Source organism: Pseudoalteromonas sp. M8, from assembly GCF_018141365.1.
Classification (GTDB): domain Bacteria; phylum Pseudomonadota; class Gammaproteobacteria; order Enterobacterales; family Alteromonadaceae; genus Pseudoalteromonas.
The window spans coordinates 1,692,625-1,704,392 of the sequence record NZ_CP047240.1 but is presented as its reverse complement, the minus strand read 5'-3'; the positions used below and the strand labels follow the sequence as shown (position 1 = coordinate 1,704,392).

The window sequence follows — 11,768 nt, the reverse complement described above, 5'->3', positions numbered from 1 at the left end:
CTCGGTAAGTTTTTGATGGAAGCACCAAACTGGTTAAGTAAAGTTAAATACCTGATGAAAGAACAAGGTATAAAGCAAAAAGACTTAATGGGTATATTTGGCGTTAAGACTCAAGGAGGCGTTAGCCATTACTTCAGTGGGAGAAAGGTAGCATCTGACGCTCAACTTGAATCTTTAGCAAAGCTATTCGGCGTAGACGTTTCACTGTTAATTAGTGAACCAGTTAGTGACAACAAGCATAGCATAGATGCACAAGCCCTCACCGAAGCATTCAAAACACTCGCAAGGCTTGATGACCTGAGTGATGAAGAGATAGTTTCTTTTTTTAGAGTTTACGAGAAAATGGGTGAAAACAGAATTGCAGAAGCTTACGACGTGATATCTGCCCTAAACAGACAACGGAAAGAAGAGTTAGAAAACAAACTATTCAAACTAAAAAAGGCTCAATAATGAGCCTTTTTATTTGTACTACTTTGGATCAAATGGGCTTGTCCCAATTGGCAGTCTGATAGGATTGCCGCCAGAAACTTTCATTAGTTCTTCTATGTTCAACAGCTTAACCATTTTTACTTCCTTTCGTTTTCTCAATTTGAGCAAGAACTTCGTCTCTCTTTTTTAGCATTATTATTTGAGCGGCCAAACTACCAGAACTCACGGCCTCTGCGTTCAACCCTATAGCTCTGCCCTTTACATAAGTATCCAAGCAGACAACATTTGAATATTCAATGCTCTTACAAGAAGCCCTGAATAAAAGCCCTGCAGCAACAAGCTCTTTGAATATCAAATAACTTGAAGCCAGCGCAACTACAAACAAAACTAAATTAGTAACGAAATCCATTTATAACACCGTCTATACGCTTTCTTTCAACAAATTTTGCTTTTGCATCGTGCGGATAATACACGCAACAGCAATAAAAACAAACATAATGTTAACACTAACAACAACAAACGTATACAAGTGTGACAAGTAGTTTGTTTCAAGGAACAGTTTCTCAGCCAAGCGCATCAAATGCATAACAGCTTGAACTGCATATAGGCATATAGCTGCCATGGCTATCCTTGTAAGCTTCAATTTAAACTTGTCATGCAAATTTCTAGTCATATGCATTGATAAAATGTAAATCGAAACGAATGAGAAATGCCATATTGCTTTTGAGACTCCTCCCCTGTACTCCGTTGCAATGGTATACAAATAAGGAGTCAACACATTCATGAGCAAAGAGAAGACTACTAAACAACTTAAGCTAACACTGTAGCTATCGAGCCTTCTAAAAGCGCACAGATAAACCAGCCATAATACAACATAAGCGAGTACAACATGCTCGCCTATAGATATTAACAACTGTTCAAACGGACTATACAAATTAATCCCCTTTAATTGAGTCACCTGAATTGCGCACAGCAATATAGGACTTAGCTTTAGGCTTTTCATCCACCGGATCTAGTCCACTTCCACCAGTTCCACCAACTACTTTCAGCAATTCAGCCTTTGTTAAATTCTGTATTTTTTTACAACTTTGCATAGCTATATCTCCTCATAGCATGAATCTAATTTATAAGAAAAATTAGAAACAATCAAAATAATATTACAAAAAACTTGACCATGCTTGATATAATTACATAATATTTTACAAGCTGAATGATCGTACTGTAATCATATCAGAGACTAACAATGTTAAATAGTGAGAACAGATATGTTAAATCAAATGGGTTGTATCGGTTCATGGATACCGCAGGAAATGTACTTAAGGTTATACGGAGAGGAGAAAGGCACATTAGACGAACGGATCAGGCGTAAACACTGGATAAAGGGAACACACTATAACGTTCCGCGTGGTTCAAAAGGTCGTTGGATTAACATTGAAGAGGTAAACAAGTGGGCAGCGGGACAAACAAGCGCGTCGGCGTATTTACACGCCAACTAAAGTCAGGTGAATGCCTGTATATAACGTTCTTTTATCAGGACGAACGCTGCCGAGAAGCTTTACCAGGATTAAATCCTGAATTAAAAGGTGATTGGGATTTTGCCTTTGGGCTTAAAAAGGAAATTGAGCGCATGATCACGCTTGGGAAGTTTAATTATGGTGATTACTTCCCAAACTCACCCAAGGCCAAAAAGTTTGCAGCAAAGTCCACGGCCACGGTTTTAGATTACCTCAACGACTACGTTAAATATGGTAGAAAGCGCGGTTTAAGCGTTTCTACCATTGAGGGCTATGAAAAGGCGATTAGAGCATTATCGCCTTTACATCATATCAAAGCCGCCAACCTCACCCCTGCCAATGTTAAGCAACTGGTAAAAGACTCGACCGTCTCGTTAAAAACCATGCGTAACCGTTTAAGCGTATTAAATTCAGCAATGAATGAAGCCGTAGTTGACGGTGTATTACCGCTAAACCCATGCACCTCAGTAAAGCCACATCAGTATATGGATAAAGTCGAAAAGGTGTCTACTCGCGGCCAGCATGAAGACGTAGACCCATTTAAGCCAAAAGAGATTGAAGCAATTTTAAATGCTTGCAGAAACCAGCCTGAACGCCATTTACTCACTGTACTGTTTTACACGGGTATCAGACCGTCAGAGGCAGCAGCACTGCAATGGATTGATGTTGACTTGATCAACGAAGAAATCAAAGTGTGTGAAGCTGTGATTTGGGACTCCACCAATAAAAAGGCCATTACCAAAGGCACTAAGACATCATCAGGTAATCGCGTTATTGAACTGCCCCCTTTGGCGCTTGAAGCTCTCAAGTCACAAAAAGAAGTTACAGGACACGGCAAGTATGTGTTTATTGAACCACGCAGCAAAAAACAGTTAACCGGTGCAGCACAACTGCGCAAAAATATTTGGATCCCCGTACTTAAGAAAAGCGGCGTTCGTTACCGCCACCCTTACCAAGCAAGACACACTTTCGCCACCATGCTCATTAGTAAAGGGCGCAACTTATGGTGGGTTGCTGACCAAATGGGACACGATGGACCCGAAATGCTCTTTAGACATTATGGTAATTACATTAAAGAGCATGATTTGAAACTGACACGAAAAAGCCGCTGATTAGCGGCTTTACAACACTCAACTGGTAGAACTATAGTCCCATGCGTTCTTGAAAAGACCAGAATCGTCCATAAGTTGCCTAAGAAGTTTAACTTGATTACCGCGCAAGTTTTCGATGTAGACAGAACTATCTGATACTTGAATTTCAATTTCAGGGTAAAAATGGAGAACTTTTCTCGTAAAGTTCGAAAACTTATCATCAAACTCTACGACTTCTTTTTTTGGAATGAACAATCCCGTCATACTATACTTGATATCTCTAAGGCGAGATTTATCGGTACTTATGGAGTTATTTGCCTGAAGTAATGACTCAAATCGTTCTAACCTTTCCAAAATGTAAGATTGAAAATCTTCTTGTGGGTGGGTCTCTTTCATTACTTGACTCTTTGCTGCCCTATACACTGGGTTATCAGGTTCATTGTCTTCCAACGCCTCACAAATCATTTTTTCCAATATCGGAGTTAATCTATGTACTCCAGCCATATCATTGTGGTAGAAAATTGTTCTCTCATCTGAAATATCAAACGGTAAATTAGTTCCATCTTGAGCAAGTGAAATAACAGGCTTTCTGACTGAGTGCCTCACGGCCAGTTCATACATTACATTGGGATTTAACGTCGTTAGATTCGCAATAACCAAGTCGTCTTCTAAAACATGTTCTAACACTTGTCCAGTAATTGAACCTGTAGTTTCAATCCTATGCGCAACGTATACTTCTAGCTCAAGCTTTTCACAGACAGGCTTGATAACAGAGTCAATTAAACCATCAGCTGATCTCCTAACTTCCGTTCCTTCAGCACCGATGGGAGTAACTATAAAACACTTTTTTTTCTTTTTGACTGCCATAAGCTTAACTTCTCTAGTGTCCTGATATTTTAAACGATTTAAATTTGTAACTATAATTGGCTTATATAATGAGATATAAACCTTTTATCTTTGAGTGAATAGTAAAAGCCACTAAACAGCGGCTTTATAACTTTAGACATAAGCCATCCCAAACCTACTCGCGACTATACCCTGACCAGACTTTATTACTAGTGTTTCTAAGTTGTTTGTACTAATGAATTTATCCATGAAAAGCGCAACGATTAACGCAATGAATACCGCGAAGATAACTAAGCTTGATGAGATAGGTGATCGTTTAAAGTAGAGATGAAAGCAAGATAACATCACTTGATTAAACTCTGACTTTTGAGCTTCTGACATTTTTTCTAGACTACTTTTGAATCGGTTAGTTGTTAGCGTTTCAACTTCATCTTGTGTACTAGGATTGAGAAGGCCTTTCAATGCAGCCATAAAAATCCGTGAAAATACAAACGGCATATCTGTTAAATCAAACGCGACAAAAACAAACTGCTTAGCCCTTTTGGGTGCACCCTCCGAGCCTAAATAGTTATCAACTTTGGTCGCAAGCTTTTCTCTTTTAGAAAGTGCATACCAAGTTGTCGCTATATGCCATAGTGTACATATCGCTACTAATATTGTGATGGTTTTCAAATCAATTATCATTTACTGTGTCCTTACGTTGTGAAACTCGTACAGCCCTTGTTGCTATGGCTTGCATCCTATACTTGTGATCCATTATATGCTTTTTTTCTTGAATTATCAGCGCGTGCCTCCTGTTTAGATAGGCTAAAAAATACTTTGCAAAAAAAACAAGACAGCCAATTAAAAAAGAAAAGCTAAACTCCTTTGGTAATTCACTTAAGAATTGGATAAATTTGGTCACCGTAACGACATCCTTGCTTTAAAAACAGCCTCGAAATCTATACGGCCTCACGATTGTTTTCAACCTGAAATTGTATTTTTTTGCCCCCAAATGAACGCAGAATGTAAAAACCCCTTTAATTACATGTAATTAAACCTGATTTTGGTTTACTTTCAAATCCCCCCAGCTCCACCAAATTTTAGCGTTTTAAAACAGCCAGTTAGAGCAATATGCTTTAACTGGCTTTTTTGTTTTCAGGGCAAACATCCACATTTCATCCTAAAAAAATGTCCACATCGTGACCACATTTATATAAAGCCCAAAATCCGCATATTTATTTTAGCTTTTATGGTCACATGGCTTATCCGATTTCAATCTACAATTTATCCAAATAACAATTCAAAATATGTCTTTATTGAGCCAATTTAGGCATAAATTCGGGATTGTCACTTCACCGTAATCACTATCAATTCTATGCTATCTGGACTAACATATTGATTAGATTTAAAGCGTAAGGAATATAGCGTGTCGTTAGCGAATGCTCACACAGTTCGCCAGAGCCGATTTTTGCCACTTGTTGCTGCACTACTCGTGTTAGTTGGCAGTATGCTTTATGGGCTGGTGTTATATGAGCAAGAAAAGGAGCATCATGCTGAAAAGGTAGCGGCGGCACTTGCCTCACGGCTTGACCATGTGACTGAGGGTGTAAACGAGCGCGTTACGCTGTATTGGTACGGTATTTTAGGGCTTCGCACTGCAATTTATGCGAATCAACAACACAGCTTTGACTACCAGGCGATGCAGCGTTATATCAGGTCGTTTGACTTCCAAGCGGAATATTCTGGGGCTCGTGGCGTGGGGATCATCAAATATGTCCCCGTTGATAGCGTAAGCAGCTTTGTGCAACAAGCACAAGCTGAGCGTACAGACAGAACATTCTCCATCAAAACGCTAAACCCACATAGCACCAGCAAATTTGTTATCCAGTACATTGAACCCGAAGTAAACAACGATAAAGCCGTCGGCTTGGATATAGGTTCCGAAGCTAGTCGTAGAACAGCAGCAATAGAAGCTGCAACTGCCAATGAGCCGAGGCTTACCGCCCCAATTACCTTAGTGCAAGCCGACAATAAAATTAAATACGGCTTTTTGATACTCGCGCCAATTTATACCTCTATTGGTATGGCAACAAATGAAGAAAATCGGTTAGCCAACTTAGTTGGTTGGACTTATTCCCCGTTACTTATCGATGAGATCCTGTCGACTTTGTTGTCTTTTCGACAAGATGTTTCAATTCAAATTTCCGATGTAACCAATAACGATGAAAACACACCATTTTATCAGGTGCTAAAAGAAGATATTAACGAGTTGGATAACTCAGTGGCTAAACAGGTCAACTTGTTTGGTCGTACTTGGGAAGTAAAAATTTGGCCAACTCCGCAATTTATCCGTTCACTCAATCTCGTCTCTCCTAATACCATTTTGCAAGTTGCGCTGCTGGTGTCTGCGCTATTGGCAATCATCACTTATATTCTGCTTTTAAGCTTTACGCGTCAGCGCTTAGCAGAAAAGGAAAAGCTAGCAGCCGAAGAAGAAAAAGCACAGTCCCTTGCTAAACTGAACTCTTCATTAGAACAGGAAGTAAAAGCACGAACTAAAGAAATCGTAAAATACAGCCAACTTCACACCAGCATTGTTGAAGGTTCGGGTTATGCCATTGTTGCCACCGATCCTGACGGTATCATTACCCAGTTTAACCCTGCAGCTGAGCGTTTATTAGGGTACAAAAAAGATGAACTCATTGGTAAATCATCCCCTGCCATTTTCCATCTTGAGGAAGAGGTCATAGCAAGAGCAAAAGCGTTAACGGAAGAGCTTGGCAGAGTCATTGAACCTGGATTTGAAGTGTTTGTCGCCAAAGCCAAACAAGGTGTGGTAGATACTAGTCGATGGACTTACGTTACTAAGCAAAATCAACACGTTCAAATTAAGTTAAATGTAACAACCTTGACCGACGAACACGGCAATATTGATGGGTTTTTGGGCATCGCATTAGATCTCACTGAGCAGCTCAAACATGAGCGAGAACTCTCGCACGCCAAAGAAGCAGCTGAGCAAGCAGCCAAAGCCAAAGCCGTCTTTTTGGCGAATATGAGTCATGAAATACGAACCCCCATGAATGGCTTATACGGCACATTACAACTATTAAAGTCGGAACCACTTAACAGCACCGCTACCAACCTACTTGAGAAGGCGACTTACTCGGTTAAGGCACTTAATACTATCATCAACGATATTTTGGATTTCTCTAAAATTGAAGCCGGTAGAATTGAGCTTGAAGAACGACCATTTAATATTGAGGTGTTGGTTGAACACCTACGCTCAGATTTCTTAGTGTTGGCAAAAAACAAGGGATTAAAACTTAAGATCTACGTTGAACTTGAGCATAAGTTTTGGCTTGGAGACGAAGTCAGAGTCAGGCAAGTGTTGCTTAACCTCTTGTCAAACTCCATTAAGTTTACTGAAACTGGTAGTATTATTACCCATATAAAACCACTTCAAAATGATTCAGGTATGCTTATCACCGTTGCCGACACCGGCATAGGAATGACAGAAGCCACAATCAAAAAACTCTTTTCACGATTTGAGCAGGCGGATAAGTCCACCACCAGAAAATTTGGTGGTACGGGGCTCGGCCTTTCTATCACCCGCTCCCTAATCGACCTGATGGGCGGCACGATAAAAGTAGAAAGTACTGTCGGAGAAGGCAGTCAATTTAGCATCGAGTTGCCCTTGCAAAAGGCTAAGTGTACATCAGAGCAACCAAAAGGCGATCCGCTAACAGCAGCAGACTTGAGCGGTACGTCCATATTGCTGGCTGAGGATAATCCAGTAAACCAGCTGGTAGTGCGTTCTATGATTAGTAAAGCCAATGGTGATATTACGATTGCGAATAATGGTAAAGAGTCCATTGAACAATTCGAGCTAAACAAACCCGACTTAATACTTATGGATATTCAAATGCCTGAAATGGATGGCGTTGAAGCCTGCAAGCGTCTCAAAAGAAAGGATCCCAATATTCCAATAATCGCATTGACTGCAAATGCCTTTGCGGAAGACAAAGCCTTGTATGAGCGCGTCGGATTTGATGGTTATGTTGCCAAACCCATAGAGCAGCTTGAGCTTATCAATACCATAGCGACCGTACTCGCACAGAGCCGCAATGTACAATAATAAATTAAGAAGCAAAAAACACTTTGCGGATACATTAAACATTCTTAATCGTTTAACAAAACACGTGTACCAGTCTTCCTTTGCTGATAAAATAAGCATGCTTTATAAAACGCTCAGAGATTTACGCCATGAAATGTTCTATATCACTTTTACTTAGTTTACTTATCACATTTTGGGCATTTGAAACTTTAGCGAAATGTAGCAAAACTTTGCGCATAGGAATGAACGAAACACTGTGGCCTCCTTATATTTCCCGTAAAGAAGGTAATGTCTCTGGTTTAGAGATTAATGCGCTAAACACCTTGTTTAACGACTCATCTTATTGCTTGGAATATGTCTTTTATCCCACTTCAGCGAGAATGCTAGCAGAGTTAAAGGTAGGTAAGGTAGATGTACTAATGGCTGCGACCAAAACGGCATCTAGAGCTAAGTTTGCTTACTTCACTACACCTTACCGCCAAGAAGTCATGGCATTATTCCAACATAAAGAAAAACCAAAAATTGGCGGCGAAGTCGAGTCGTTGATCCTTGCAGGAAACACATTTGCTCTGAATGCCGGCAGCTACTATGGAATTGCCTTTGAAAAACTGATCCAAGACTTTTATAACGATCAGCTGGTACACCTGCCCAATGCCGCTCGCCGCTTTAAAATGTTGGGTAAACAGCGAGTTGATTATGTTGTTGAAGATAAGCTCGCGGGCGAGCACTTTATTCAAGCCAAAGAGTATACCGATGTTATCTATTCTGGTATCGAGGCGAATAGAACTCCGGTTAGCTATATGCTTAGCAAAGTCAGTTTAACCACTGTAGACCTTGAAAATATTAATCGGCTAATTGAATTGCACCAGAGTGAACTCAACAATTTGTTTTCTTTTCATCACGTTTCCGATCCCCATTTATAATTGAAGAGGTAACCTCTACATTGTTGCTTATCTTTGTATAATGCTGTTTGTCGTAATTGATTTGGAACTATTTGTTACTGCCGACTACAGTTAATAGATGCGCAAAAATGTGGTTGGGATTTGCTTGGTTCGGTTTTTACTCTTTGTAACTTGTACATTTTATTTTTGCCAACATGCGTTGGCGAAAGACTTCTCATATTTTGAAAGTAAGCTAGACGAGGCCAGCGACTATTTAACGGTTAACCCTGCACAATCCTTGATTATTCTCGACAGTTTAGAGCAACTGCAAGATGTACCTGTACCGTTATTTATTCAGTGGCATTTGCTGAGCGCTCGTGCATCTGTACCAACAAACAAAGTTGATAGGCTCTATACCTCAATAAACGCGACCTTTCTGTATCCAGATGACATGTTTTTTAAAGCCAACCTCCCTACCATTTTGAGTGCGCTAGGGATTTGGTTACGCCGACAAGAATACCTTGATGATGCTGATACTAGTCTTAAGTGTGCCTACAAATATGCAGAAAATGACCGCCAACGACTTACGCTGACTAACAGTATGGCGCTAGTTGCCCGCAACCAAGATGACTACCAAAAAGCGAGAACATTGTATGCCAAAGCACGCAAATTAGCTGAGGAGTTAAAGCAAACCCCGGTACTTGCGATGATCGAAAGCAATTTGGGTAGCCTCGCACTTGATCAAGGTCGAGTATTTGAAGCCGAGCAGTATTTTCGCCATGCTCTGTTGGGCTATCAAGCCGTTGATAAACGCTCGGGTCAAATCTCAGCGGGGATTAACTTGATGTTTGTCTTTCTTATTCAAAAACAAATCGTGAACTACGAACGTTTACAAGGGCCCACGTCTACCCTAACCACAGCCTTTCCAAACGAATCAAAACAAGCTTGGCTACAATGGCTTGAGGCGCGCTATAAACAACTCGAGGGGAGATGCCCAACCAAAGCACTAAGCAAGCGTTACAACTGGCATATACCCAGTTAGAAAGCGATAAAGTAAAGCTACTAGTACATAGATATTTAGCAAAAGAGTTAGGCGTCGAAGTAACGGCTCCCCTCCCCATCACAGCCAAGTCTTTTTCAAGCCCTTGGTTTGATAGAGTGAAGCTGTGTAGCTGGTAAGCGAATACATTCGTTCCTAAACGCAAAAAAGCCGCTCAATAAGCGGCTTTTTCAAATTGAATTTGCTTATTCAGCAGCCTTAGAGACCATCACCATCGCAGGGCGCAATAGACGACCGTTTAAGGTATACCCTTTTTGCATCACAGCAAGCACAGTATTTGGTGATACATCATTGCTCGGCTGAATTGACATTGCTTGGTGTAGCTCTGGGTTAAATGCTTCACCCTGCGGGTTTACCGCTTCAACACCAAATTTAGCAAGGGCATCAGCAAATGTCTTGATAGTCATATCAATACCTTCAAGCACTGGCTTTAACGTTTCGTTTTCTTTGTCAGAAAACTCAATCGCACGCTCTAGGTTATCGATTACAGGTAGTAATTCGTTTGAGAACTTTTCTAGCGCAAATTTATGTGCTTTTTCAACATCCTGCGCTGCACGGCGACGAACATTTTCAAGCTCAGCAGCGGCGCGAACAACGCTATCTTTTTGTGAGTCGATAGTTTGCTTAGCGGTTTCAAGCTCAGCATACAGACCAGCGATTTCTTCTTCTGGGCTCAACTCACCCGCATTTTCTGCCTGCTCTTCCTGAGTTTGTTGTTCTGCTTGTGCTTCTACAACTTCCGCTTCCGCTTGTGTTTGTTCTTGTTCAAGCTCTTGCTCTGGGGCTTTTGTCTGCTCAGACATGTGGTGATTCTCCGATTCTTTACAACTGCGGTAATTATGGGGATTGAAATGAGAGTTTCAACCCTTTATTGCGGCAATTTTTTGAATTCCGACAAGATAGCTTCGATCTTTGAATCCGCAGGGCAAATGACGCAAAAGCGACTTTGATATTCTCCTTTGGAGAAATACGGCACACTAAGCACCACTACGCGATGTAAACCGAGCATGCTTAGCTCTTCGCCAAGTAACACGGATACACCGTCTTTAAACGCCAAGCGGTCTTCAACTTGGTCTAAAAATCCGACGCCAAGATTAATCTCTCTATCCAACTCTAGGCGGTTATATAAGTAGCGCTCGCCCACAACAATCGCATTATCTGAGCCTAATTGCTGACTTAACTGCTTAGTCCACTGGGCCAAAATATGATGACAACTCGGCGGTGCGCAGTGTGCCATGGCGCGCATTCGGTGCAACCCTTCAACTAAAGTTTGTTGACTGAATACAGTATTCATCCAAGCCGCGAACTGGTAACGCAACGCGTCGGAGTCATCAACGGGTTTATCTATACAAATATTGTGTGATTGCCCCGCTCTGTCTAACAGCAGGACCAGCCAATTTTTACGATCAAAATCGAGCACTTCAACACGGAACATTTGTTTGCTGCTAACTTGTGGTAATCCCACGCAGCAACAGACCTGGAAGTTTTGGCTCAATAAGTGGGCAAAAGAGACTATTGCGGATTGATCTGGTTGCCAATGAACGGCAACATCAGCCAGAGGAAAAAACTCCTGTAGCCAGAATTTTACACCTTGATCGGTGGGCACGCGGCCAGCTGACGTGTGCGGCGAATACAATAAGCCTTGATTTTCAAGTCTTGCCATTGCATTGCGTACGGTTGCAGAACAAATAGCAAGGCCGTCCTGCTTTGCTATTTTGCTGGATGCAACAGGCTGCCCTTCACCATTACAATAATGGCGCATGACCGCACACAGAATTTGTTCATCTCTGGGATTTAGTTTCATAATTATTTTAATATGGGTGTCAATTGCCAGTTTCAAGCACTACGCTT

The 11,768-nt window shown here is 41.2% G+C and carries 11 protein-coding genes and 1 pseudogene; 6 read left to right on the top strand and 6 right to left on the bottom strand.

Annotated features, from left to right (window positions below; translation table 11 throughout):
* Positions 1–15: 15 nt before the first annotated feature.
* Positions 16–450: a helix-turn-helix transcriptional regulator gene (locus tag GSF13_RS12320; protein WP_138580526.1), complete on the top strand. Its 435-nt coding sequence runs from the start codon at positions 16–18 to the stop codon at positions 448–450.
* Between the two features lie 106 nt (positions 451–556).
* Here GSF13_RS12320 and GSF13_RS12315 read toward each other — a convergent pair whose 3' ends face one another.
* The gene (locus GSF13_RS12315; protein WP_138580525.1) at positions 557–838 is read right to left on the bottom strand and encodes a hypothetical protein; all 282 of its coding nucleotides are present in this window, start codon (positions 836–838) and stop codon (positions 557–559) included.
* Positions 839–1,364: 526 nt separating this feature from the next.
* A complete protein-coding gene (locus GSF13_RS12310) occupies positions 1,365–1,523 on the bottom strand; it encodes a hypothetical protein (protein WP_211868546.1) in 159 nt (52 codons plus the stop codon).
* Between the two features lie 171 nt (positions 1,524–1,694).
* Between GSF13_RS12310 and GSF13_RS12305 the strand changes: the two genes are divergently transcribed.
* Both GSF13_RS12305 and GSF13_RS12300 read left to right on the top strand, forming a co-directional pair.
* Entirely contained in the window at positions 1,695–1,925 is a 231-nt protein-coding gene (locus tag GSF13_RS12305) for a hypothetical protein (protein ID WP_167310201.1), read from the top strand.
* Complete coding sequence (locus tag GSF13_RS12300; protein WP_211868544.1) at positions 1,877–3,055, top strand: site-specific integrase; 1,179 nt, start codon at positions 1,877–1,879, stop codon at positions 3,053–3,055. The genes GSF13_RS12305 and GSF13_RS12300 overlap by 49 nt, the downstream gene beginning before the upstream one ends.
* An 18-nt stretch (positions 3,056–3,073) precedes the next feature.
* On the opposite strand, the gene GSF13_RS12295 is transcribed toward GSF13_RS12300, so the two are convergent.
* Both GSF13_RS12295 and GSF13_RS12290 read right to left on the bottom strand, forming a co-directional pair.
* On the bottom strand, positions 3,074–3,901 hold the full coding sequence (locus GSF13_RS12295) for a hypothetical protein (protein WP_211868542.1): 828 nt from the start codon (positions 3,899–3,901) through the stop codon (positions 3,074–3,076).
* A 132-nt stretch (positions 3,902–4,033) separates the two neighbouring features.
* Positions 4,034–4,564: a hypothetical protein gene (locus GSF13_RS12290; protein WP_211868540.1), complete on the bottom strand. Its 531-nt coding sequence runs from the start codon at positions 4,562–4,564 to the stop codon at positions 4,034–4,036.
* 724 nt (positions 4,565–5,288) lie between these two features.
* On the opposite strand from GSF13_RS12290, the gene GSF13_RS12285 reads away from it, so the two are divergent.
* The 3 genes and pseudogenes from GSF13_RS12285 to GSF13_RS12275 all read left to right on the top strand — a co-directional run bounded on the left by GSF13_RS12285 (position 5,289) and on the right by GSF13_RS12275 (position 10,036).
* Positions 5,289–7,997 (top strand): CHASE domain-containing protein, encoded by a 2,709-nt coding sequence (locus GSF13_RS12285; RefSeq protein WP_211868538.1) that lies wholly within the window; start codon positions 5,289–5,291, stop codon positions 7,995–7,997.
* Positions 7,998–8,218: 221 nt separating this feature from the next.
* Entirely contained in the window at positions 8,219–8,899 is a 681-nt protein-coding gene (locus GSF13_RS12280) for a transporter substrate-binding domain-containing protein (protein ID WP_237116936.1), read from the top strand.
* Positions 8,900–8,996: 97 nt separating this feature from the next.
* Positions 8,997–10,036, top strand: a pseudogene (locus tag GSF13_RS12275) (tetratricopeptide repeat protein).
* A gap of 66 nt (positions 10,037–10,102) precedes the next feature.
* On the opposite strand, the gene grpE reads toward GSF13_RS12275, so the two are convergent.
* Together grpE and GSF13_RS12265 are read right to left on the bottom strand one after the other, a co-directional pair.
* A complete protein-coding gene (grpE, locus tag GSF13_RS12270) occupies positions 10,103–10,720 on the bottom strand; it encodes a nucleotide exchange factor GrpE (protein ID WP_102056533.1) in 618 nt (205 codons plus the stop codon).
* A 65-nt stretch (positions 10,721–10,785) separates the two neighbouring features.
* Positions 10,786–11,721 carry an HrcA family transcriptional regulator gene (locus tag GSF13_RS12265; RefSeq protein ID WP_211868536.1) on the bottom strand — a complete coding sequence of 312 codons (936 nt, stop codon included), beginning with the start codon at positions 11,719–11,721 and terminating at the stop codon, positions 10,786–10,788.
* Positions 11,722–11,768 lie beyond the last annotated feature (47 nt).

What these genes read in the sequence shown, in the direction of transcription:
- GSF13_RS12280 (WP_237116936.1), top strand. Translation starts at nt 8,219, where the DNA reads ATGAACGAAACACTGTGGCCTCCTTATATTTCCCGTAAAGAAGGTAAT.
- GSF13_RS12295 (WP_211868542.1), bottom strand. Translation starts at nt 3,901, where the DNA reads ATGGCAGTCAAAAAGAAAAAAAAGTGTTTTATAGTTACTCCCATCGGT.
- grpE (WP_102056533.1), bottom strand. Translation starts at nt 10,720, where the DNA reads ATGTCTGAGCAGACAAAAGCCCCAGAGCAAGAGCTTGAACAAGAACAA.
- GSF13_RS12305 (WP_167310201.1), top strand. Translation starts at nt 1,695, where the DNA reads ATGTTAAATCAAATGGGTTGTATCGGTTCATGGATACCGCAGGAAATG.
- GSF13_RS12265 (WP_211868536.1), bottom strand. Translation starts at nt 11,721, where the DNA reads ATGAAACTAAATCCCAGAGATGAACAAATTCTGTGTGCGGTCATGCGC.
- GSF13_RS12315 (WP_138580525.1), bottom strand. Translation starts at nt 838, where the DNA reads ATGGATTTCGTTACTAATTTAGTTTTGTTTGTAGTTGCGCTGGCTTCA.
- GSF13_RS12320 (WP_138580526.1), top strand. Translation starts at nt 16, where the DNA reads ATGGAAGCACCAAACTGGTTAAGTAAAGTTAAATACCTGATGAAAGAA.
- GSF13_RS12290 (WP_211868540.1), bottom strand. Translation starts at nt 4,564, where the DNA reads ATGATAATTGATTTGAAAACCATCACAATATTAGTAGCGATATGTACA.
- GSF13_RS12310 (WP_211868546.1), bottom strand. Translation starts at nt 1,523, where the DNA reads ATGCAAAGTTGTAAAAAAATACAGAATTTAACAAAGGCTGAATTGCTG.